A 22,916-nucleotide genomic window follows, 5' to 3' on the forward strand; every position below is an offset into this window, starting at 1 on the left:
CCCGACGACCGACCGGAGCGCGACCAGCGGCGACGGGAGGGGGACCGGAGCGACCGCGGCGGTCAGCGCGGGGACCGTGGAGACCGTGGGGGCTTCCGTCGCGACAACAACCGCCGCGACAACGACCGTGGTGGCTTCGGCCGTCGTGAAGGTGACCGAGGCGATCGTGCCGACCGCGGTGAGCGCGGTGGGTTCCGACGGGACGACAGGCGCGATGACCGTCGTGACGATCGGCGTGACGACAGCCGTGGTCGTGACGACAGCCGTGGTGGCGGTTTCGGTCGGCGCGACGACCGAGACCGGGGACCGCGCAGGGACGACCGCGATCGCGGCGGGTTCCGGCGTGACGACCGCGGTGACCGTCCCGCGTTCCGGCGCGACGACCGTGGAGAGCGTCGCGACGACCGGGACCGCGGTGGCTTCCGGCGTGACGACCGTCGTGACGACAGGCGTGACGACAGCCGTGGTCGTGACGACAACCGTGGCGGCGGCTACGGCCGGCGCGACGACCGCCGGGGCGATGCCCGTCGTGGAGACGACCGTGGACCGCGCGGTGGCTTCCGACGGGATGACCGTCGTGACGATCGGCGTGACGACAGCCGTGGCCGTGACGACAACCGCGGTGGCTTCCGGCGTGACGACAGGCGCGACGACCGGGACCGGGGACCGCGCAGGGACGACCGCGATCGCGGCGGGTTCCGGCGTGACGACCGCGGTGACCGTCCCGCGTTCCGGCGCGACGACCGTGGAGAGCGTCGCGACGACCGGGACCGCGGTGGCTTCCGTCGTGACGACCGTCGTGACGACCGGCGCGACGAGCGCCGTGGGGACGACCGCGGGGAGCGTGGCGGTTTCCGTCGGGACGACGCCGGTCGAGGCGGGCGTGGTGGTGGCTTCCGTCGCGACGACGCTCCTCGAGGCGAGCGCGGTGACTTCCGTCGCGACGACCGTGGTGGGGACCGCGGCGACCGTGGTGGTTTCCGTGGGCGTGACGACCGTGGGCCGCGGCGGGACGACCGCGATCGTGGCTTCCGGCGTGAGGGCGGTGACCGTGGTGGTTTCCGCGGCCGCGACGACCGGCGCGACGACCGCCGTGGCGGCGGCCGGTTCCGTGAGGAGCGGGAGCGGGACCGGGAGCCGATCAAGCGGCTGCCGATCCCCGAGGACGTCACGGGCGACGAGATCGACAAGGACGTACGGCAGGAGCTGCAGAGCCTGCCGAAGACGCTCGCGGACGACGTCGCCAGGAACCTGGTGATGGTCGCGCGGCTCCTCGACGAGGACCCCGAGGGCGCGTACGGCTACTCGCGGGTCGCGCTGCGGCTGGCATCGCGTGTCGCCGCCGTGCGCGAGGCCGCCGGGTTCGCCGCGTACGCCACCCAGAAGTACGGCGAGGCGCTGGCCGAGTTCCGGGCCGCCAAGCGGATGACCGGGAACATCGACCTGTGGCCCGTCATGGCCGACTGCGAGCGTGGGCTCGGGCGGCCGGAGAAGGCGCTGGACATGGCCGGTGCCCCCGAGGTGCACAAGCTCGACAAGGCCGGACAGGTCGAGATGCGGCTCGTCGCGGCCGGTGCCCGGCGTGACATGGAGCAGCTGGACGCGGCCATCGTGACGCTGCAGAGCCCCGAGCTGGCCGCCAACTCCGTGCAGCCCTGGACCGCGCGGCTGCGGTACGCCTACGCCGACGCGCTGCTCGCCGCCGGACGGGAGAGCGAGGCGCGGGAGTGGTTCGCGAAGGCCGTGGAGGCCGACCGGGACGGCAGCACGGACGCGTCGGACCGGCTCGCCGAGCTGGACGGGGTGGAGTTCGTCGACGTCATGACCGACGACGAGAGCGACACCGACGACAAGAGCGACGACGCGGACTCCCCCTCCGAGGGGGAGCAGAAGGACTGACGTCCGGTTGAGTTGAAGGGGGGGGCGGATCCCGGTGGGGATCCGCCCCCCCTTTTTTTGTGTTCAGGGGTTCTCAGAGGTCCAGCGTGCGCAGCACCAGGCCCGAGGCCGGTTTCGGGCCGAACGATGTCGACTTGCGCGGCATCGTGATGCCCTGGCGGGCCAGGTCGCGGACGACCTCCTCGCGGACCGGGTGCATCAGGACGGCCGTACCGCCGTCGCGCTCCGCCTTGGCGACCGTGGCGGCCGTGTCGTGGATGTAGGCGATGTGGGCGGGGGAGTCCTCGGGGATGTGCCAGACGTGTTCGAGGAGCGTGGCGTGCAGGACCGTCGCGTCGAGCGTGCGCCAGGCGGCGGGGCGGTCGGCGGGGATCGTACGGGCGAGGAGATCCGGGTCCGGGCGGTCGACGAGATGGAAGGAACCGTCGCCGGCCAGCAGGAACGCGTTGCCCTCGCAGGCCGCGTCCGCCAAGACCTCAAGGGCCTCGGGCAGGGAGGCCACCAGGCGGCGTACCCGGAACAGGCCGTGCAGGGCCGCCACGGCCCGGTCGACCGGCAGGTCGTGGAGGAGACGGTGGATGGCGCGGACCCGGAGGGGATAGCGGGCCGTGTCGACCAGGAGGACCAGGCCGTGGTCCCACGGGCTGGGGGAGGGGTGTTCCGCGCGGAGCCGGCGGTAGGTCGCCCAGCGATGGTGGCCGTCGGCGATGAGGGCCTGGTGACGGGCCAGGTCGGTCTGGATCGCGGCCAGGTCGGCGGGTGCGGTGACGGACCACAGGCGGTGGCTGAAACCGTCCTCCGTGGTGGTGGAGAGGAGGGGCGGCAGGTCGGCGGTGCGCTCGATCAGGTCCGCCGTGGAGTTCGCCGAGCCGTCGCCCCGGTAGGTCAGCAGCAGCGGTTCGAGGTTCGCCGAGGTGGCCCGCATCAGGGCCGCGCGGTCGGCGACGATGTGCGGCATGACGTCCTCGTGCGGCAGCACCACCTGCTCGCCGGGGTCCGACACGCGCAGGGTGCCGATGATGCCGCGTTGCAGCATGCCGGCGCCGTCCCGCTGTTCGTAGATGTACAGGCCGGGTTCCGGGTCGGTGGCCAGGACGCCCTCGGAGAGCCAGCGGCGCAGGGTCTCGGCGGCCTGTTCGTTGCGGGCGCTGGGCGTGGCGGCCTGGGGCAGGATCAGGCGGACGATGTTGTGCGGGTCCGAGGACTCGAGGTGGTGCAGGCCGTCGGGGCGCACCACGACGTCGTACGGCGGCGATGTGACGGCGGCAAGGCTGCCGACCCGGTCGGGGTCGTAACGAAGGCCTCGGAACGGGGTGAGTTCCAGGCCTCGGTGCTCCGTTGCCTCCGAGTGACCTGCTGTGTTCATCCCGGCATCGTACGGGTGTCAGTGGCATGGGGGATGATCGGGGGAAAAGCCGTCGAACGAGGAGCGATGCGGGATGAGCCGGAGCGTCAGGACGAGGCCCGAGGGCAGTGGGCAGGCCCTGAGCGAGGCGTACGACACGGCGCTGCTCGATCTGGACGGGGTCGTGTACGCGGGCGGGAGCGCGATCGCCTACGCCGTCGAGTCGCTGGCCGAGGCGCGGGCGGGCGGGATGCGGCTCGCGTACGTCACGAACAACGCGCTGCGGACTCCGGACACCGTGGCCGCGCATCTGACCAAGCTGGGGATACCCACGGGCGCGGACGATGTCATCACCTCGGCGCAGGCGGTCGCGCGGCTGATCAGCGAGCAGGTGCCGCAGGGCGCCCGGGTGCTGGTGATCGGCGGTGAGGGGCTGCGGGTGGCGCTGCGCGAGCGCGGGCTCGTGCCCGTCGAGTCCGCTGACGACGATCCGGCGGCCGTGGTGCAGGGATTCGGCGGGCCCGAGCTGCCGTGGGGCCGGTTCGCGGAGGCCAGTTACGCGGTCGCGCGCGGTGTGCCGTGGTTCGCCTCCAACACCGATCTGACGATTCCGAGCGGGCGCGGGATCGCGCCGGGCAACGGCGCGGCGGTGGAGGTCGTCCGGATCGCGACCGGCGCCGAGCCGCAGGTCGCGGGCAAGCCGCTGCCGCCGATGCACCGGGAGACCATCCTGCGGACCGGGGCGCGGCGGCCGCTCGTGGTGGGGGACCGGCTGGACACGGACATCGAGGGCGCGTTCAACGGGGACGTCGACTCGCTGCTCGTCCTGACCGGCGTCACCGACGGCGCGCGACTGCTGGCCGCGCCGCCGCAGCACCGGCCGACCTATGTGGACGCCGATCTGCGGGGGATGCTCAGCGGCCAGCCGGACATCGAGGCGCTGGAGGACGGCGGATTCCGCTGCGGAGGCTGGACGGCGACGGCCGGCGCGGAGGTGCTGGAGCTCGACGGGGACGGCGAGGCGCTGGACGGGCTGCGCGCGCTGTGCGCGGCGGCGTGGACGGCCGTCGGAGAGGGTGCGTGCGAGCTGGACGGGGGGAAGGCGCTGGCGAAGCTGGGCCTCTGAGCACCGGTTGGGAAGCGCGGTGCGCGGGCACGCTACGGCTGTGCGTGGGTCCGAGGACCCCGGCCGGATCCGGAATCGTGATCGAAAGGCAGGGTAGGTTAGCCTAACCTGCGTGTTGGTCGAGAGTCCCCCCGAACAGCGCGCGGAGACCGCCCCCGCGCCCCCGACTCGACGGGTGGTACGAGCCTTTGGGCTGGTCCTGGCCGTCGCGATCCTGGTGCTCGTCGCTATGGCGAGTATCGCGATCGGAGCGAAAGAGCTGTCCCTCGGGCAGGTCTGGCACGGTCTGTTCGAGGACTCGGGGACGTACGGCGATGTCGTCGTCGCCGAGCGGATGTCACGGACGGTGCTGGGGCTGCTCGCCGGGGCCGCCCTCGGTCTTGCCGGCGCGGTTCTCCAGGCGCTCACGCGCAACCCGCTCGCCGACCCCGGGCTGCTCGGCATCAACGCCGGCGCGTCCGCCGCGGTCGTCACGGCGATCACCTTCTTCGGGGTCACCTCGCTCAGCGGCTATGTCTGGTTCGCGTTCTTCGGCGCTGCCGCGGTCGGCGCGCTGGTGTGGTTCCTCGGCGGCAGCCGGGGCGCGACACCGGTGCGGCTCGCGCTCGCCGGTACGGCGATCAGCGCCGCGCTCTACGGCTATCTCCAGGCCGTGATGATCATGGACGACGCGGCGCTCGGCAAGATGCGGTTCTGGACGGTGGGTTCGCTCTCCGCTGCCACCGACTCGACCATCGAACAGGTCCTGCCGTTCCTGCTGGCCGGGACGATCCTGGCGCTGGCCCTGGCCCGGCCGCTCAACGCCATGGCCATGGGCGACGACACCGCCAAGGCGCTCGGCGCCGACCTGAACCGGACCCGGGCGCTGTCCATGCTGGCCGCGACCGTGCTGTGCGGGGCCGCGACCGCCGCCTGCGGGCCGATCGTGTTCGTCGGGCTGATGGTGCCGCACGTGGTGCGTTCCTTCACCGGGCCCGACCTGCGCTGGATCCTGCCGTACGCGGCGATCCTGTCGCCCGTGCTGCTGCTCGGCGCCGATGTCATCGGCCGGATCGTGGCCCGGCCGGCGGAACTCCAGGTGGGCATCGTGACCGCGATCCTCGGCGGACCGGTGTTCATCTATCTCGTACGACGGCGGAGGACGGCGCAGCTGTGAAGACCACCAACCGTGCTGTGAGGTCCCCCGGCGGTCTCTCGATACGCCTGGACGTGCGGGCCCTGGTCGTCGTGCTCCTGCTGCTGGCCACGGCGCTCACGGCGAGTGTCGTGCTCATCGGCACCGGCGACTTCCCGATCCCGGCCGCCGATGTGCTGCGGACGCTGTTCGGCCAGGGCAACGAGGGCCAGGAGTTCATCGTCAACGAGCTGCGGCTGCCGCGGGTCCTGGTCGGGCTGCTGGTCGGCGCCTCGCTCGGGCTCGGCGGCGCGCTGTTCCAGTCCATCTCCCGCAATCCGCTGGGCAGTCCGGACGTACTCGGCCTCGGACAGGGAGCGACGGCCGGCGCGCTCACGATGATCGTGCTGTTCTCCGGGGACGCCAACCAGATCGCCCTGGGCGCGCTCGTGGGCGGCCTGGTGACCGGGCTCGCGATCTATGTGCTCGCCTGGAAGCGGGGCGTGCACGGCTATCGGCTGGTGCTGGTCGGCATCGGCGTCTCCGCGATCGTCACCGCGGTCAACGGCTATCTGCTCACCAAGTCCGACATCGTGGACGCGGCCCGCGCGGTCGTGTGGATGACCGGCTCGCTCGACGGCCGTGACTGGGACCAGGTGTGGCCGCTGCTCGGGCTGTGCGCCGTGCTCGTGCCGCTCGCCCTCTGCAACGCGCGCGGGCTGCGGATGATGGAGATGGGCGACGACGTGTCGTACGCCCTCGGGGTCCGGGTGGAGCGGGTGCGCCTGCTGCTGATGCTGGCGGCCGTGCTGCTCACCGCGTCCGCGACCGCCGCCGCCGGTCCCGTCAGCTTCGTCGCGCTCACCGCGCCGCAGCTCGCCCGGCGCCTGACCCGTTCGCCCGGCCCGAACCTGCTGCCCTCCCTGTGCATGGGCGCGGCCCTGCTGGTCACCGCCGACTGGCTCTCGCAGCGGGCGTTCGGCGCCGAGCAGCTGCCCGTGGGTGTGGTCACCGGCGTGCTCGGCGGTGTCTACCTGCTGTGGCTGCTGGTCACCGAGCGCAAGGCGGGCCGGATATGAGCAAGAACCAAAGGAGCACTGTGAACCGTCTGTCCGCCGAGAACGTCACCCTCGCCTACGACCAGCGGGTGATCGCCGAGCAGCTGTCGGTGGAGATACCCGACAACTCCTTCACCGTGATCGTCGGCCCCAACGCGTGCGGCAAGTCGACGCTCCTGCGGGCACTGTCGCGGATGCTCAAGCCCAGCGAGGGCCGGGTGCTGCTCGACGGTCAGGTCATCCAGTCGATGCCCGCGAAGAAGGTCGCGCGGACCCTCGGTCTGCTGCCCCAGTCGTCCATCGCGCCCGACGGCATCACCGTCGGCGACCTGGTGGGCCGGGGCCGCTACCCGCACCAGGGCATCCTGCGCCAGTGGTCGACCGACGACGAGCGCGTCGTCCAGGAGTCCATGCGGCAGACCGGCGTCGCCGAACTCGCCGAGCGCTACGTCGACGAGCTCTCGGGCGGCCAGCGCCAGCGCGTGTGGATCGCCATGGCGCTCGCCCAGCAGACCCCGCTGCTGCTGCTCGACGAGCCCACGACCTACCTGGACATCCAGCACCAGATCGACGTACTGGACCTGTGCGCGGAGCTGCACGAGGAGCAGGGGCGCACGCTCGTCGCCGTGCTGCACGACCTGAACCACGCCGCCCGCTACGCCACGCACCTCATCGCCCTGCGCGAGGGAAGCGTCATCGCCGAGGGCGCGCCGAAGGACATCGTCACGGCCGAACTGGTCGAGGAGGTCTTCGGGCTGCGCTGCCAGGTCATCGACGACCCGGAGACGGGCACACCGCTGGTGGTGCCGGCGGCTCGGCGGGCACGTGCCGAGGCAGCGGCCGAGAAGGTGGCTACAGAAGCTTCCTGAGCTGGAGCAGATCGCGCACGCCCGCGTGCAGCTTCACCCGGCCCGAGCCCCAGGCCTTGGCGAAGCTCAGCTCGCCGTCGACCAGGGCCACCAGATCGTCGCCGGCCATGGCGAGTCTGATCTCGGCCTTGGCGGGCGGCGGCCCCTGCACGGTCTCGTGCACGTGGATCCGCCCGCCGCGCATGCGGCCGACGAAGGTGACGTCCAGGTCCGTGATGTGGCAGCTCACCGAACGGTCCAGGGACGCGGCGTCGCGGACGTCCCCTTCGGCGCGCTGCATGTTGTCCGAGAGCTTGTCGAGTGCGCTGCGGCACTCCTCGATCGTGGCCATCGCGACGACGGTACCGCAGCGGTTCGCGGTAGCGTCGGGGCATGGACGACGCAGTGCCCGAAGCGGCGGCGGTGCGGGAAGACACCGAGCCCGAGTACGACCCGGCCGCCCCCGCGCCCCTGAACGTGCCCCGCGCCCCCACGGGCGTCGCCGACGTGGACGCCTGCCTGGACCGGCTCGGCGACGCGGACCACCTCGCCACGGACGGACACATCGAGGTGTACGAGGATGTACACCGGGGGCTGCGCGACGCGCTCACCGCGCTCGACGCACGCCCGGGACCTCCGGCGCCCCCGTCGCACCAGCACGGACCTAGGAGCTGAACCGAACGTGGCAGGAGTCGCACGCCGCCGTCTCGACGCGGAGCTGGTCCGCCGGAAGCTCGCGCGCTCGCGTGAGCATGCCGGCCAGCTGATCGCCGCAGGGCGCGTCTCCGTCGGCAAGACCGTCGCGACCAAGTCCGCCACACAGGTGGAGACGGCGGCCGCGATCGTGGTGACCCAGGACGACGGCGATCCCGACTACGTCTCCCGGGGCGGCCACAAGCTCGCCGGCGCGCTGGCGGCGTTCGTGCCGCGGGGACTGGCCGTCGAGGGGCGCAGGGCGCTCGACGCGGGCGCGTCCACCGGCGGTTTCACCGACGTTCTGCTGAGGTCGGGCGCCGCCCATGTCGTCGCCGTGGACGTCGGATACGGCCAACTCGCATGGGCTCTCCGGAACGATGAACGCGTCACCGTCAAAGACCGTACGAACGTACGCGAGTTGACGCTTGAAGCGATCGATGGGGAGCCTGTGGATCTTGTCGTGGGGGATCTGTCCTTCATCCCGCTCGGGCTGGTCCTGCCCGCCCTGGTGCGGTGCGTGAAACCGGACGCCGATCTGGTGATGATGGTCAAGCCGCAGTTCGAGGTGGGCAAGGAACGCCTCGGCAGCGGAGGAGTCGTACGCAGCGTGCAGCTGCGGGCCGAGGCGGTGCGGGGGGTTGCCGAGAAGGCCTGGGGACTGGGGCTCGGGGTGAAGGGCGTGACGGCCAGTCCGCTGCCCGGGCCGTCGGGGAATGTCGAATACTTTCTGTGGCTGCGGGCCGGGGCACCGGAACTGGACCCGGCCGATGTCGACCGTGCAGTGGCGGAGGGGCCGCGTTGACCGAGAACCGAGCTCGTACTGTTTTCCTGCTCGCCCACACGGGCCGGCCCGCGGCCGTGCGCAGTGCCGAGCTCGTGGTGAAGGGGCTGCTGCGCTCCGGTCTCGGCGTGCGCGTCCTGGAGGCCGAGGCGCGCGACCTGCCGTTGCCGGAGGAAGTGGAGCTGGTCAAGGAAGCCACTCCGCAGTGCCTCGACGGGTGCGAGCTGCTGATAGTGCTGGGCGGCGACGGCACGCTGCTGCGTGGCGCGGAGTTCGCGCGGGCGTCGGGCGTGCCGATGCTCGGCGTCAACCTCGGACGGGTCGGGTTCCTCGCGGAGGCCGAGCGCGACGACCTCGACAAGGTCGTCGACCGGGTGGTGACCAAGGCGTACGAGGTCGAGGAGCGGATGACCGTCGACGTCGTGGTGCACCGCAACGGCGACATCGTGCACACGGACTGGGCGCTGAACGAGGCGGCCGTGCAGAAGGTGTCCGCCGAGCGGATGCTGGAGATCGTCCTCGAGATCGACGGGCGGCCCGTCACCGGGTTCGGCTGCGACGGGATCGTGTGCGCGACGCCGACCGGGTCGACGGCCTACGCGTTCTCGGCGGGCGGGCCGGTGGTGTGGCCGGAGGTCGAGGCGCTGCTGATGGTGCCGATCAGCGCGCACGCGCTGTTCGCGAAACCGTTGGTGACATCGCCGGATTCTGTGTTGGCTGTGGAGGTTCTGCCACACATTCCGCCAGGCGTGCTGTGGTGTGACGGGCGGCGGACCGTGGAGCTGCCCGCCGGTGCGCGGGTCGAGGTGCGGCGGGGAGCTGTGCCGGTTCGGCTGGCCCGGTTGCACCACGCGTCCTTCACGGACCGGCTGGTGGCCAAGTTCGCGCTGCCTGTCAGCGGGTGGCGGGGGGCGCCGCACTAGCGGAACAAGAGCTACCACTCGCGTGGGTGACAGGAGTGGGCCAGTCGCAATCCTTGGCTCCGACCTCGTAAGGTCGTGTCCGTGTTGGAGGAGATGCGGATACGGTCGCTCGGCGTGATCGACGATGCCGTGGTCGAGCTGTCGCCCGGGTTCACCGCTGTCACCGGTGAGACGGGTGCGGGCAAGACCATGGTGGTCACCAGCCTGGGCTTGCTGCTGGGCGGGCGCGCCGACCCGGCGCTCGTGCGGATCGGGGCCGGGAAGGCCGTCGTGGAGGGGCGGATCACCGTCCCGGACGACGCCACGGCCGCCGTACGCGCCGAGGAGGCCGGGGCCGAGCTCGACGACGGTGCCCTGCTGATCAGCCGTACCGTTTCCGCCGAGGGGCGCTCACGGGCGCACCTGGGCGGGCGCAGCGTGCCCGTGGGGGTGCTCGCCGAGCTCGCCGACGAGCTGGTGGCCGTGCACGGGCAGACCGACCAGCAGGGGCTGCTCAAGCAGTCCCGGCAGCGGCAGGCGCTCGACCGGTACGCGGGCGACGCCGTCGCCGTGCCCCTGGCCAAGTACGGCGAGGCGTACAAGCGGCTGCGCGCCGCCTCCGTCGAGCTGGACGAGATCACCACACGCGCGCGGGAACGGGCCCAGGAGGCCGACATGCTGCGCTACGGGCTCGACGAGGTCGCCGCCGTCGAGCCCCGGGCCGGTGAGGACGTGGAACTGGCCGAGGAGGCCGAGCGGCTGGGGCACGCCGAGGCACTGGCATCCGCCGCCGCGGCCGCCCACGCGGCACTGGCGGGCAATCCGGAGGACCCCGAGGGCGTCGACGCCGGGACGCTCGTCGCGGGCGGCCAGCGGGCCCTGGACGCCGTACGGTCGTACGACCCGGCGCTGGCGGCGCTCGCCGACCGCATCGGGGAGATCGGGATCCTGCTGCGCGACGCGGCGGGGGACCTCGCCGGGTACGCCGACGATCTGGAGGCCGATCCGCTGCGGCTGTCGGCCGTCGAGGAGCGGCGGGCCGCGCTCACCGGGCTGACGCGGAAGTACGGCGAGGACGTCGCCACGGTGCTGGCCTGGGCCGAGACGAGTGCCGCCCGGCTGACCGAACTCGACGGCGACGACGAGCGGATCGGGGAGCTGACCGCCGAGCGGGACGCGCTGCGGTCCGAACTGGGCGGGCTCGCACAGGCGTTGACGGACGCGCGGACGGAGGCCGCCGAGCGGTTCGCCGCCGCCGTGACCGCCGAGCTGGCCTCGCTCGCCATGCCGCACGCGCGCGTGTCCTTCGACATCCGGCAGACCGAGGACCCCGAGGGCGTCGAGGTCGGTGGACGCGCGGTCGCGTACGGGCCCGCCGGTGCCGACGAGGTGGAGCTGCTGCTGGCCCCGCACCCGGGCGCGCCGCCGCGGCCGATCGCCAAGGGGGCGTCCGGTGGTGAGCTGTCGCGCGTGATGCTGGCCGTGGAGGTCGTGTTCGCGGGGACGGATCCCGTGCCGACGTATCTCTTCGACGAGGTCGACGCCGGGGTCGGTGGCAAGGCGGCGGTCGAGATCGGCCGGCGCCTCGCGCGTCTGGCGAAGACCGCGCAGGTCGTGGTCGTGACCCACCTCCCGCAGGTGGCGGCCTTCGCCGACCGGCAGTTGCTGGTCGAGAAGACCAACGACGGCTCGGTCACCCGTTCCGGTGTGAAGGTGCTGGAGGGGGAGGACCGGGTGCGGGAACTGTCCCGCATGCTCGCGGGCCAGGAGGACTCCGAGACGGCCCGGGCGCACGCGGAGGAGTTGCTGGCGACGGCTCGGGCGGACATGTAGCGGGAAAGCGCACTGGCGTTCGGTCGCATGGTCGGGCAGGCGTGCCCCATCTTCACTCGTGTGGGTGATGCGGCCCGGCGCATTCCTCCCGATGGCGCGCCCCACTGTCGCGCCGCCGGGGTTCCGGCGTTCCCGGAACCCTCCGGTGTCCTGGCATCCTTGGCGGAGTACACGGAGGAAACCGCGCGGTGCGTTCCCCGCGCTCGTTCGTTCTGTACGTTCGTCGTGACCGCCCGACCCGAACCAGGAGCCCGGCCCCACGTGACCCCCGTGAGCAGCCACTCACCGCCTGGCCAGTCGCCGCTGCGCACCGTGCAGGTGCTGGGCGGAGGCAACGCCGCCAGCAGTGCGCATGTGAGATCGCTGGCCGCGGGGCTCGTCGCGAGGGGCGTGAAAGTCACGGTGTGCGCCCCCTATGAGGCGGATCGCGCCTATGACTTCAGCGGGGTCGGGGCCGATCACGTGCACGTTCCGCGCAGCAGTGACCCGGTGTCGGTGGCGGCACTGCGGGCGGCCTGCGCCAACGCCGACCTGGTGCACGCGCACGGGCTGCACGCCTCGTTCCGTGCGGTCCTCGCGCTCAGCGGGCGGCGCGTGGGTACTCCGCTGGTGGTGACGTGGCACGACCGGGCGCACGCCGACGGTGCGCGGGCCCATCTGCTGCGGGTGCTGGAGCGGCGGGTCGTGAAGGCGGCCAGCGTCGTGCTGGGGACGACATCGGCGCTCGTGGACCGCGCCCGATGGACGGGCGCCCGGGACGCCCGGCTCGCGGCCGTCGCGCTGCCCGGCCCCCGCAGGCCCGTGGAGCCCGACGACCCCGACGGGCTGCGCCCCAAGGTGCGTGCCGAACTCGGCGCCATCGGACGGCCGTTGCTGATGGCCGTCGGCTCCCTGGAGCGGCATCGCGGGTACGACGTGCTGCTGGACGCGGCGCGCGCCTGGCGCCGGCTCGACCCCGTCCCGCTGGTCGTGATCGCCGGGGAAGGGCCGCTGCGCGGCGAGCTCCAGGAGCGGATCGAGGGCGAGGGGCTGCCCGTCCGGCTCATCGGGCGGCGCGACGACATCACCGAGCTGCTCGCCGCCGCCGACCTCGCCCTGCTGCCGAGCCGGTGGGAGGAGTCACGCTCCGTCCTCGCCCAGGAGGCCCTCCACGCGCGCGTGCCGCTCGTCGCGACCGACGTCGGGGGCATTCCCGAACTCGTCGGCGACGCGGCCGAGGTCGTCCCGCACGGGAACGCCGAGGCGCTCGCCGACTCCGTCGTACGCCTGCTCGGCGACCCGGAGCGCCGGGAGTCGCTGCGGGAGAAGAGCGCCCGGCAGGCGGCCACCTGGCCGAGCGAGGACGAGACCGTCGCCCAAGTGCTCAGCGTCTACGACGAGTTGACCCAGCCCCGGCCCCTCACCTGAGGTCACCTGAGACTCTGGGAGACATGCCTGCGGGCCCGCAGCGCCAGGCTCAGTGCCAGGACCGTCTGCGGGTCGTCGAGGTCGGTGCCCAGCAACTCCCCGATGCGTGCCAGGCGGTTGTAGAGGGTCTGCCGGTTCAGGTGGAGCTCCCGGGCGGTCTCCGCCTTGCGTCCCGCGTGGGCGAGATAGGTCGCCAGGGTGGGCAGTAGCGGCGGCCGGGAGCGGCGGTCGTGCTCCAGCAGCGGGCCGAGCGCCCGGTCGACGAAGGCGGCCAGATCGGGGTGGTCGCGCAGCCGCCACAGCAGCAGGTCGATGTCCAGCCGGCGGGCGTCGTACCAGGGCCGGTCCGCCAAGCCCTGGGCCGCGGTCGCCGTCTCCGCCGCGTGCCGCAGACCCGACGCCGCCGCCGTCCAGCCGCCGGCCACCCCGACGACCACCACCGGCGGCTGCCCGCCCGGCCGCAGCATCCCGGCCCGCTCCACCCCGGCCCGCAGCGCCGCCGCGACCCGGTCCGCGACCGTCGGCCGCTCCGACTCCGAGCGCAGCCCGAGCAGCACCGGCACCCGTCCCTCCACCGGCCGCACCCCGAGCAGCACCGGCACACCCACCGACGCCAGTTCCTCGGCGACCGCCCGGGCCAGCACGGCCCAGCCTCCCCCCGGGGACAGGGCGTCCCCGAGCCGCATGACCATCGGCAGCAGCGGCCCCTCGCCCGGCCGGAAGCCCAGGACACGTGCCTGCGCCGGGGCGTCCTCCGGAGTGACCCGGCCCTCGGCGAGGTCCGTGAGGAAGTCGCCGCGCCCGCGCGCCGCCAGCTCGTCCTCCTGCCGTGCCTGCATCAGCACCACGGCCAGGATGCCCGCGGCCCGCTCGGCCGCCATCCGGTGCACGGGCGCCAGCGGGCTCCGCACCGGCAGCAGGACCAGACGCGCGCGGACACCGCCGCTGCCGGGCCCGCCGCCCGGCACGTCCACCAGGACCGAGCCCGCGAGCGGCGGCTCGTCCTTGTGCGTGCCGCGCAGCCCCTCCCACACCTGGAGCGGGTCCGCGCCCTCGGGACCGGCCCCGGCGGCGTACAGCAACTGCCCGTCCGCCGTCTCCAGGAAGACGGGATTGCCGCCGAAGTCCGCCAGAATGCCCAGCACTTGAGGCACACCGCCGCCGCCCAGCAGGGCCTCGGTACACCGCCGGTGCACCTCCTCCGCCCGCTGGAGCAGCGCGTAGTGGCCGTTGACGATCTCGGTGTGGACCTCCTCCGTGACCGTGACGAACGGCACCTCGCGATGGAGCTGGACCAGCGGCAGCCCGGCCGAGCGGGCCGTGTCGACGAGGGCGGCGGGCAGCCGTGTGAAGCGCGGGCCGAGCTCCACCACCAGGGCCGCGATCCCGCGCTCGGCCAGGGTGCGTACGAACGCCCGCTGTTCGGCCGGGCGGGTGCCGAGGCCGTAGCCCGTGGTCAGCAGCAGTTCGCCGCCCTTGAGCAGCGAGGCGATGTGCGGCACCTCACCGGCGTGCACCCAGCGCACGGACCGCCCGAGCCGGTCGCCGCCCGCCAGCACCTCGGGCAGTCCGCTGCGCAGCCCCGGCAGCTCCAGAGCCCGCTGCACGCTGATCCCGGCGCCCTGGGTGTCGTGATCGCTGTCCGTCCCGCTGTCCATGTGCCGGACGCTACCCGCGCGGGTGCCCGACGGACATCTCCGGCGGGCCACGGAGTCGATCATGCCCCGGATTAGGGCGTGATCTTCCGGGTACATGCGCGGGCATGGAATTCAGCGTGGTGGCGGTAGGTCGGGAGGACGACAGTCCGGTCGAGGAGCCGTTGCGGGTCGCGGTGCTCGCCGACCGGCTCGGGTACCGGGAGGTGTGGGCGGGCGAGGGACCCACGTGGGACTCGTTCGTGCTGGCGGCGGCGATCGGCGCGGCCACCGAGCAGGCCGTGCTGACGGCCGGGCCCGTGCCCGTGTCGGTGCGTGACCCGCTCACCATCGTCCGGGGCGCCGCGTCCACCGCGGCCGTCACCGGCCGGCCCGTCGGAGTGGCTCTCGGCACGTCCAGCAAGCGGGTCGTCGAGGGCGTCCACGGCCGCCCGCGGACCCGGCCCGCCACCGCCCTCGAGGAGTCGGCTTCGGCCGTGCGCGGACTGTGGGACAGCCTGCCGGGCGAGCCGATCGTGCCCGGCAGCGGCTTCCCGCGGCGGCTGCCCCCGCCCGGGGGCGAGATCACCGTCGCGGCATTCGGCGAGCGCGCGATCGCGGCCGCCGTCGGGTACGCCGACCGGCTGCTGCTCGACATCGTCTCGCCCGAGCAGGTGCGCGTCCTGCGGGCACGCATGCTCGCGGCGGCCGAGCGGGCGGGCCGTACACCGCCCCGGCTCGCCGCCTGGCTGCCCGCCGCCGTGGATCCGGAGCCGGAGACGCTCACGCAGGTCCTGCGCAGCGTCGTCGGCTATCTCGCCGTGCCGGGCTACAGCGACATGTTCGTCGAGGCGGGACTCGCCGAGGTCGTCGAACTGGCCGCCAAGGGCGCCGACCGGGACACCCTGCTGCGGGCCCTGCCGCCCCGGGCGGCGGACACGGTCGCCCTCGTCGGCGACGCCGACACCGTCCGCGCCCGGATCGACGCCTACGCCGAGGCCGGTCTCGACGAGATAGCCCTGGTCCCGGCCACGGCCGGCGACCCGGCGGGGGAGCGCACCCTCACCGCGCTCAAGCCGACATGACGAGGCGCGCCGCCCGTCACACGAGGCGGCGCGCCCCTCCGCTGTCCGGCCGGGTCAGCCGCCGTAGGCGCCCGAGGCCGTCAGACGCAGTGCCGTGTCGATCAGCGGCACATGGCTGAACGCCTGCGGGAAGTTGCCCACCTGGCGCTGGAGGTGCGGGTCCCACTCCTCGGCCAGCAGACCGAGGTCGTTGCGCAGGGCCAGAAGCTTCTCGAACAGCTTGCGGGCCTCGTCGACGCGGCCGATCATCGCCAGGTCGTCGGCCATCCAGAACGAGCAGGCGAGGAACGCGCCCTCGTCGCCGGGCAGACCGTCGACGCCCGCGTTGTCGCCCTCCGTCGGGTAGCGCAGGATGAAGCCGTCCGGCGTGGACAGCTCCCGCTGGATCGCCTCGATGGTGCCGATGACGCGCTTGTCGTCCGGCGGCAGGAAGCCCATCTGCGGGATCAGCAGCAGCGAGGCGTCCAGCTCCTTCGAGCCGTACGACTGCGTGAAGGTGTTGCGCTCCTTGTCGTACCCCTTCTCGCACACGTCCCGGTGGATGTCGTCGCGCAGTTCCCGCCACCGCTCCAGCGGGCCGTCGGCGTCGCCGGACTCGATCAGCTTGATCGTGCGGTCGACGGCGACCCAGGCCATCACCTTGGAGTGCACGAAGTGGCGGCGCGGGCCGCGCACCTCCCAGATGCCCTCGTCCGGCTCCTGCCAGTGGTCCTCCAGGTAGCGGATCAGCTTCAGCTGGAGCAGCGAGGCGTAGTCGTTGCGCGCGAGGCCCGTCATATGGGCCAGGTGCAGGGCCTCGGTGACCTCGCCGTACACATCCAGCTGGAGCTGGTGGGCCGCGCCGTTGCCGACCCGGACCGGGGCGGAGTTCTCGTAGCCCGGCAGCCAGTCCAGCTCGGCCTCGCCCAGCTCGCGCTCGCCGGCGATGCCGTACATGATCTGCAGGTTCTCCGGGTCGCCCGCGACCGCCCGCAGCAGCCACTCGCGCCAGGCGCGGGCCTCCTCGCGGTAGCCGGTGCGCAGCAGCGAGGACAGGGTGATCGCCGCGTCGCGCAGCCAGGTGTAGCGGTAGTCCCAGTTGCGGACGCCGCCGATGTCCTCCGGCAGGGAGGTGGTGGGCGCGGCGACGATGCCGCCGGTCGGGGCGTACGTCAGGGCCTTCAGCGTGATCAGCGAGCGGATCACGGCCTCGCGGTAGGGGCCGTGGTACGTACAGTGGTCGACCCACTCGCGCCAGAAGTCCTCCGTCGCCTCCAGCGACTGCTCCGGCTCGGGCAGCGGCGGCGGCTCCTTGTGCGAGGGCTGCCAGGAGATCGTGAACGCGATCCGGTCACCGGGAGCGACCGTGAAGTCCGCGTACGTCGTCAGCGACTTGCCGTAGGTCTCGGCGGATGTGTCGAACCACACGGAGTCGGGGCCCGCCACGGCCACCGTGCGCCCGTCGTGCTTGTGCACCCACGGCACCACCCGGCCGTAGGAGAAACGCATCCGGAGCTCCGAGCGCATCGGCACCCGGCCCGAGACGCCCTCCACGATCCGGATCAGCTGCGGGGCGCCGTCACGCGGCGGCATGAAGTCGGTCACCCGGACCGTGCCCCGCTGGGTGTCCCACTCGGACTCCAGCACCAGCGAGTCACCGCGGTAGCTGCGCCGGGCGGCGGTGGGTGGCTGCTGGTCGGAGGCGTACGCGGGGCCGAGCCGCCAGAAGCCGTGCTCCTCGGTGCCCAGCAGGCCGGCGAAGATGGCGTGCGAGTCGAAGCGGGGCAGGCACAGCCAGTCGACCGTCCCGTCCCGGCAGACCAGGGCAGCGGTCTGCATGTCTCCGATGAGTGCGTAGTCTTCGATGCGCCCGGCCACGTGCAACTCCAGTCGAACGGCCACGTCACCCCACGAGGGGGCTGTCGCTAGTGCGGTCAAGGGGGGTTTCAGCAGGTCTTGCAATGCGTCGTTGAGCTGTGAAGCAAAACAGGTCACTCAGCCGTGACGCAAAGCGCCAATTCTTGCTCAACGAACTGACGAGCTCACGTTGTTCCGGCGCTCACGGGCGGTGGGTGGTGCCGTTCGGGCCGGGCGGGCTCGGCAGCGAGTGTCCGAGCAGGATACGACGCACGCAGATGATCTGTGTGCCGCTCCGGACAAGGCGGGTACGCCGAACGAGTGAGCAACGGGTGAGAGACCGGTAACGGTGATCGCCTCCGTGTCGGTGTGTGTGCGGAGCGTGGCCGGAAGCCATCGCCCCGAGGCGCTGATACGCTGGTAGCCCGTGGACCGGTGGGCCCGTAAACCCCCGAACCGCAGCGACGGCGACCCCCGGAGAAGCCTCCGGCAGTCAGCCGCACCGCACCCCCAGACCGCGACCACGGGAGCCCCGTCTTGGCCATGCCGCCCGCCGCTTTTCGTAATTCGACGACCAAGCACATCTTCGTCACCGGGGGTGTCGCCTCCTCGCTCGGCAAGGGCCTGACGGCCTCCAGCCTCGGCATGCTGCTCAAGGCCCGCGGTCTGCGCGTCGTGATGCAGAAGCTCGACCCGTACCTGAACGTGGACCCGGGCACGATGAACCCCTTCCAGCACGGTGAGGTGTTCGTCACCAACGACGGCGCCGAGACCGACCTGGACATCGGCCACTACGAGCGCTTCCTCGACCGCGACCTCGACGGTTCCGCCAACGTCACCACCGGTCAGGTGTACAACACCGTGATCGCCAAGGAGCGGCGCGGCGAGTACCTGGGTGACACCGTGCAGGTCATCCCGCACATCACCAACGAGATCAAGCACCGCATCCGCCGCATGGCGACGGACGAGGTCGACGTCGTGATCACCGAGGTCGGCGGCACGGTCGGCGACATCGAGTCGCTGCCGTTCCTGGAGACCGTCCGCCAGGTCCGGCACGAGGTCGGCCGCGACAACGTCTTCGTCGTCCATATCTCGCTCCTGCCCTACATCGGCCCCTCGGGTGAGTTGAAGACGAAGCCCACCCAGCACTCGGTTGCGGCCCTGCGCAACATCGGTATCCAGCCGGACGCGATCGTGCTGCGCTGCGACCGCGAGGTGCCCACCGCGATCAAGCGGAAGATCTCGCTGATGTGCGACGTCGACGAGGCCGCCGTCGTCGCCTGCCCCGACGCCCGCTCGATCTACGACATCCCGAAGACCGTGCACGGCGAGGGCCTGGACGCCTACGTCGTCCGCAAGCTGGACCTGCCGTTCCGGGACGTCGACTGGACCACCTGGGACGACCTGCTCGACCGCGTCCACAACCCCGACCACGAGATCACCCTCGCCCTGGTCGGCAAGTACATCGACCTGCCCGACGCCTATCTGTCGGTCACCGAGGCGCTGCGCGCCGGCGGCTTCGCCAACCGGGCCCGCGTGAAGATCAAGTGGGTCACCTCCGACGACTGCAAGACCCCGGCGGGCGCGGCCCAGCAGCTCGGCGACGTCGACGGCGTCTGCATCCCCGGCGGCTTCGGCGACCGGGGTGTGCTCGGCAAGGTCGGCGCGATCAAGTACGCCCGCGAGAACAAGATCCCGCTGCTCGGCCTCTGTCTCGGCCTGCAGTGCATCGTGATCGAGGCCGCGCGCAACCTGGTCGACATCCAGGACGCCAACTCCACCGAGTTCGACCCCGCCACCGGCCACCCCGTCATCTCCACCATGGCCGAGCAGCTCGACATCGTCGCCGGTGACGGCGACATGGGCGGCACCATGCGGCTGGGCATGTACCCGGCCAAGCTGGCCGAGGGCTCGATCGTGCGCGAGGTGTACGACGGCAAGGAGTACGTCGAGGAGCGGCACCGTCACCGGTACGAGGTGAACAACTCCTACCGGGCCGAGCTGGAGAAGAAGGCGGGCATCCAGTTCTCCGGCACCTCCCCGGACGGCAAGCTCGTCGAGTACGTCGAGTACCCGCGCGACGTCCACCCGTACCTGGTCGCCACCCAGGCACACCCGGAGCTGCGCTCGCGCCCGACGCGTCCGCATCCGCTGTTCGCCGGGCTCGTCAAGGCCTCGGTCGAGCGGAAGACTTCGAAGTAACACACCAGTTGTACGGTGGCCGGGGTGCATCCCTTCAAAGGGCGTGCACCCCGGTTTCATTTCCGCAGGTCGGGTCGGGTACGTGGAAGGACAGGCATGACGATCAAGGACACCCCGGAGGAGTGGGAGGTCCGGGCGACGGACACCCCCTTCGTCGGCAACAAGACCTCCGTCCGTACCGACGACGTGGTCATGCCCGACGGCACCGTGGTCGGCCGTGACTACCAGGTCCACCCCGGCTCCGTGGCCGTCCTCGCCCTCGACGAGGCCGACCGCGTCCTGGTCCTGCGCCAGTACCGCCACCCCGTGCGCCACAAGCTGTGGGAGATCCCGGCCGGTCTGCTCGACGTCCCCGGCGAGAACCCGCTGCACGCCGCGCAGCGCGAGCTGTACGAGGAGGCGCACGTCAAGGCCGAGGACTGGCGGGTGCTGACCGACGTCTACACCACCCCCGGCGGCTGCGACGAGGCCGTACGGATCTTCCTTGCCCGCGATCTGTCCGAGGCCGAGGGCGAGCGCTTCGCGGTCGAGGAGGAAGAGGCCGACATGGAACTCGACCGGGTCCCGGTCGAGGACCTCGTGCGGGGCGTACTCGCCGGCGAACTCCACAACAACTGCCTCGTGGTGGGCGTCCTGTCCCTGGTCGCCGCCCGCGCGGGTGACGGCCTGGACGCGCTGCGCCCGGCCCAGGCGCCGTGGCCGGCGCGGCCGTTCGAGGTGTGAGCGGACGGGGCCGGACGGGGGCGTGAGCGGAAGGTGCCGGACGGGGCGTGAGCGGACGGGGCCCGACGGGGGGCGTGAAATGGGCCTGAATTCGCCCTGGCGCCTCCGCCCTGCTCCTCCACGCCCCTCCGCGCCCCTCCAAGGTGTGAAGATCGGCTGATCCGATCGGGGGATGTGGCTGCCGTCCCCGTCGCGCTCCTCCCGGAACGTTGCAGAGCGTGAACTAGGCTCTGAGGCACGCCCGAACCGGATTCCCGGCGGGCTTGCGTGCGTGGGACGGGAGTGTGGCCCGTGACGGATCAGGTCGTGGAGACAGGCGACGTGCGGCTGACCGGACACGCTGCCGGCGAGAGTCAGTTCCTGGGCCGCACACGGGAGTTGAAGGAGCTGCGCGCCGACATCGAGCGGGCGGGCCTGGACACCCTCGCCGGCCGCAAACCCCCACGCGCGCGGGTGCTGCTCATCGCCGGCCGGCCCGGCTCGGGTCGCACCGCACTCGCCGAGGAACTCGTGCACCAGGTCGCCGACCGCTACCCGGACGGGGTATTGCGCGCCCGGCTGACCGACCCGGACGGCACCCCCGTACCCGTCGAGCGCGCCGCCCGCGATCTGCTCACCGCCCTGGAGCACCAGGCACCGGCCGGGGCCTGCGGCGACGACCTGGCCGACTCCCTGCGCAGTGCCCTGGCCGACCGCCGCGCCCTGCTCCTGCTGGACGACGCGGCCGACGCCGAGCAGGTCGACGCCCTGCTGCCCGACACCCCGGACTGCCTGGTCGTGGCGGTCTCGAAGGGCCCGCTGACCGGCATCCCGGACGTCCGCCCCTGCACGCTGGGCGGCCTGGACGCCAAGTCCGGGGTGGAGCTGCTGTCCCGGCACACCGGCTCGGTCCGCATCACCGTCGACCCCCGGGCCGCCGAGGGCCTCGCCGAGGAGTGCCAGGGGCAGCCCGCCGCGCTGATGCTGGCGGGCGGCTGGCTCGCGGCCCGCCCCAAGGCGGCCGTCCTGGACCTCGCCAAGCAACTGCGCACCGACCCCGAGGGAACCGCCCTGAGCCGGGTCTTCCGCCTCGCCTACGACGCCCTGCCCGCCACCGCCGCGCGGATGCTGCGCCTGCTCGCCCTCGCCCCGGCCGGACTGGTCGACCCACAGGCCGCCTCCGCCCTCGTCGGCTGCTCGGTCGACAGTGCCCGCACCACCCTGGAGGACTTCGTCGCCCTCGGCTTCCTGCACGCGGTGGACTCGCCGCTGCCGCAGTACGAGGTCCCCGGCTGTCTGCACCCGATGCTCCGCGTCCTCGCCGGGCACCACGAGCGTCCGGCCGACCTCCAGGTGGCCCGTGCCCGGATGCTGGAGCGGACCGTACGGCTGCTCCAGGTCTGCCGAGCCATCACCGAGACCGACAGCCCCCAGGCACGCCAGAAGCTCCTCGACATGCCGCGTGCCCTGCGCTTTCCCACCCCCCGGGCGGCTGCCGACTGGCTGCGCCTGACCCGGCCCGCCCTGCTGGCCTCGGCCCGGCTCGCGGTCGGCGACGGGGAGCTGGACACCCTGGCCCGGCGGCTGATGGCCCAGCTGGTGCGGGCGATGGTGGCGCATGTCGGGACCCAGGCGGCCGCGCCCGACCTCTACGAGATCCACAGCCTGGTCCTGGAGGTGGCCGAGCGCCGTGAGCTGCCCCGCGAACGGGCCGCCGCCCTGCTCAACCTCGGCGATCTCGACGCCCGGACCGGCCGCACCGCCGACGCGCTGGTGCGCTACCGGGCCGCGCTGGACGCCGGACGCGAGGTCGACGACCCGTACGCGGCCGGACGCGCGATGGAATCCGTAGGCGGCGCGCATCTGGAGCTCGGCGACTACGACCGGGCCGCCGACTGGTTCGGCCGGGCCCTGGCCGAGCGGCTTGCCCGGGGCGAGCGTGCCGACGCCGCCCGGCTGTACGGGCGGATCGCCGCCGCCCACACCTTCGCGGGCCGCTACGGCGAGGCCCTGCGGAACTGGCGCGCGGCGATCTCCGGGCATCGCAAGCTCGGCGACGTGGCCGCCCAGGCGCGGGCGCTGAGCGAACTGGCCCGGGTCCAGGAGTACGCGGGCCGGCCCGACGAGTCGCTGCGCACCTGCCGGGAGGCCGTGGAATGGGCGCGGCGCGCCGAGGACACACGGCTGCAGGCCGCGCTGCACCTGCGGGTCGCCGACACCCTCGACCACCTCGGCGACCCCGCGTCGGCCGGGCTGCACCGGGGCGCGGCCGAGCGGCTTCTCGGAGAGGTAAACCAGGCAGATGACGCTGACGCCTGCGAAATCCGTACCGCATCCGCTGAAGATTGATGCAATGAAAGGCTAGACAGCGGGAACACCTTCATTAGACTGGCTCTGCCGCACGTTCTCTGCGGTCTCTCCCGGTGTGCCCGAGCGCGGCCGGGTATG

General features: G+C 72.7%; 19 protein-coding genes. 15 read left to right on the plus strand and 4 right to left on the minus strand.

Annotated elements, in window-relative coordinates; genetic code table 11:
• The first annotated feature begins 85 nt into the window (after nt 1-85).
• Both KJK29_RS30295 and KJK29_RS30300 read left to right on the plus strand, forming a co-directional pair.
• The gene (locus KJK29_RS30295) at nt 86-1,258 is read left to right on the plus strand and encodes a hypothetical protein (RefSeq protein WP_251058144.1); all 1,173 of its coding nucleotides are present in this window, start codon (nt 86-88) and stop codon (nt 1,256-1,258) included.
• Nucleotides 1,150-1,899: a tetratricopeptide repeat protein gene (locus tag KJK29_RS30300; protein WP_215124510.1), complete on the plus strand. Its 750-nt coding sequence runs from the start codon at nt 1,150-1,152 to the stop codon at nt 1,897-1,899. Before KJK29_RS30295 ends, KJK29_RS30300 begins: the two co-directional genes overlap by 109 nt.
• A gap of 73 nt (nt 1,900-1,972) precedes the next feature.
• Here KJK29_RS30300 and KJK29_RS30305 read toward each other — a convergent pair whose 3' ends face one another.
• On the minus strand, nt 1,973-3,265 hold the full coding sequence (locus tag KJK29_RS30305; RefSeq protein WP_215122356.1) for a DUF1015 domain-containing protein: 1,293 nt from the start codon (nt 3,263-3,265) through the stop codon (nt 1,973-1,975).
• A 73-nt stretch (nt 3,266-3,338) separates the two neighbouring features.
• Here KJK29_RS30305 and KJK29_RS30310 point away from each other — a divergent pair, with 73 nt between their 5' ends.
• From KJK29_RS30310 to KJK29_RS30325, 4 genes are all read left to right on the plus strand, one after another.
• The gene (locus KJK29_RS30310; RefSeq protein WP_215122357.1) at nt 3,339-4,370 is read left to right on the plus strand and encodes an HAD hydrolase-like protein; all 1,032 of its coding nucleotides are present in this window, start codon (nt 3,339-3,341) and stop codon (nt 4,368-4,370) included.
• Between the two features lie 112 nt (nt 4,371-4,482).
• A complete protein-coding gene (locus KJK29_RS30315; RefSeq protein ID WP_215122358.1) occupies nt 4,483-5,526 on the plus strand; it encodes a FecCD family ABC transporter permease in 1,044 nt (347 codons plus the stop codon).
• Complete coding sequence (locus KJK29_RS30320; RefSeq protein ID WP_215122359.1) at nt 5,523-6,563, plus strand: FecCD family ABC transporter permease; 1,041 nt, start codon at nt 5,523-5,525, stop codon at nt 6,561-6,563. Before KJK29_RS30315 ends, KJK29_RS30320 begins: the two co-directional genes overlap by 4 nt.
• A complete protein-coding gene (locus KJK29_RS30325) occupies nt 6,560-7,411 on the plus strand; it encodes an ABC transporter ATP-binding protein (RefSeq protein ID WP_215122360.1) in 852 nt (283 codons plus the stop codon). Before KJK29_RS30320 ends, KJK29_RS30325 begins: the two co-directional genes overlap by 4 nt.
• On the opposite strand, the gene KJK29_RS30330 is transcribed toward KJK29_RS30325, so the two are convergent.
• Nucleotides 7,395-7,742, minus strand: coding sequence for a sterol-binding protein (locus KJK29_RS30330; RefSeq protein WP_215122361.1), 348 nt, complete (start codon nt 7,740-7,742; stop codon nt 7,395-7,397). The two genes, KJK29_RS30325 and KJK29_RS30330, sit on opposite strands and share 17 nt — an antisense overlap.
• 41 nt (nt 7,743-7,783) lie before the next feature.
• Here KJK29_RS30330 and KJK29_RS30335 point away from each other — a divergent pair, with 41 nt between their 5' ends.
• The 5 genes from KJK29_RS30335 (at nt 7,784) to KJK29_RS30355 (ending at nt 13,009) form a co-directional block, all read left to right on the plus strand.
• Nucleotides 7,784-8,065, plus strand: coding sequence for a hypothetical protein (locus tag KJK29_RS30335; RefSeq protein WP_215122362.1), 282 nt, complete (start codon nt 7,784-7,786; stop codon nt 8,063-8,065).
• A gap of 7 nt (nt 8,066-8,072) precedes the next feature.
• Nucleotides 8,073-8,888 (plus strand): TlyA family RNA methyltransferase, encoded by an 816-nt coding sequence (locus tag KJK29_RS30340; protein WP_215122363.1) that lies wholly within the window; start codon nt 8,073-8,075, stop codon nt 8,886-8,888.
• Complete coding sequence (locus tag KJK29_RS30345) at nt 8,885-9,790, plus strand: NAD kinase (protein ID WP_215122364.1); 906 nt, start codon at nt 8,885-8,887, stop codon at nt 9,788-9,790. The genes KJK29_RS30340 and KJK29_RS30345 overlap by 4 nt, the downstream gene beginning before the upstream one ends.
• A gap of 93 nt (nt 9,791-9,883) precedes the next feature.
• Nucleotides 9,884-11,602: a DNA repair protein RecN gene (gene recN, locus KJK29_RS30350; protein ID WP_215124512.1), complete on the plus strand. Its 1,719-nt coding sequence runs from the start codon at nt 9,884-9,886 to the stop codon at nt 11,600-11,602.
• Nucleotides 11,603-11,863: 261 nt separating this feature from the next.
• Nucleotides 11,864-13,009: a glycosyltransferase family 4 protein gene (locus tag KJK29_RS30355; protein WP_215122365.1), complete on the plus strand. Its 1,146-nt coding sequence runs from the start codon at nt 11,864-11,866 to the stop codon at nt 13,007-13,009.
• A gap of 2 nt (nt 13,010-13,011) precedes the next feature.
• Here the strand turns inward: KJK29_RS30355 and KJK29_RS30360 are convergent, their stop codons facing one another.
• Nucleotides 13,012-14,667, minus strand: coding sequence for a PucR family transcriptional regulator (locus KJK29_RS30360; RefSeq protein WP_215122366.1), 1,656 nt, complete (start codon nt 14,665-14,667; stop codon nt 13,012-13,014).
• A 104-nt stretch (nt 14,668-14,771) separates the two neighbouring features.
• On the opposite strand from KJK29_RS30360, the gene KJK29_RS30365 reads away from it, so the two are divergent.
• Complete coding sequence (locus tag KJK29_RS30365) at nt 14,772-15,728, plus strand: LLM class F420-dependent oxidoreductase (protein ID WP_215122367.1); 957 nt, start codon at nt 14,772-14,774, stop codon at nt 15,726-15,728.
• Between the two features lie 54 nt (nt 15,729-15,782).
• Here KJK29_RS30365 and KJK29_RS30370 read toward each other — a convergent pair whose 3' ends face one another.
• Complete coding sequence (locus tag KJK29_RS30370) at nt 15,783-17,585, minus strand: glycoside hydrolase family 15 protein (RefSeq protein ID WP_215124513.1); 1,803 nt, start codon at nt 17,583-17,585, stop codon at nt 15,783-15,785.
• Between the two features lie 522 nt (nt 17,586-18,107).
• Between KJK29_RS30370 and KJK29_RS30375 the strand changes: the two genes are divergently transcribed.
• The 3 genes from KJK29_RS30375 (at nt 18,108) to KJK29_RS30385 (ending at nt 22,817) form a co-directional block, all read left to right on the plus strand.
• Entirely contained in the window at nt 18,108-19,766 is a 1,659-nt protein-coding gene (locus KJK29_RS30375; RefSeq protein WP_215124514.1) for a CTP synthase, read from the plus strand.
• Between the two features lie 96 nt (nt 19,767-19,862).
• Nucleotides 19,863-20,489 carry an NUDIX domain-containing protein gene (locus KJK29_RS30380; RefSeq protein WP_215122368.1) on the plus strand — a complete coding sequence of 209 codons (627 nt, stop codon included), beginning with the start codon at nt 19,863-19,865 and terminating at the stop codon, nt 20,487-20,489.
• 291 nt (nt 20,490-20,780) lie between these two features.
• Entirely contained in the window at nt 20,781-22,817 is a 2,037-nt protein-coding gene (locus KJK29_RS30385; protein WP_215122369.1) for a tetratricopeptide repeat protein, read from the plus strand.
• Nucleotides 22,818-22,916 lie beyond the last annotated feature (99 nt).

The sequence above is a fragment of the Streptomyces koelreuteriae genome (assembly GCF_018604545.1).
In the GTDB taxonomy this organism is placed as follows: Bacteria; Actinomycetota; Actinomycetes; order Streptomycetales; family Streptomycetaceae; genus Streptomyces; species Streptomyces koelreuteriae.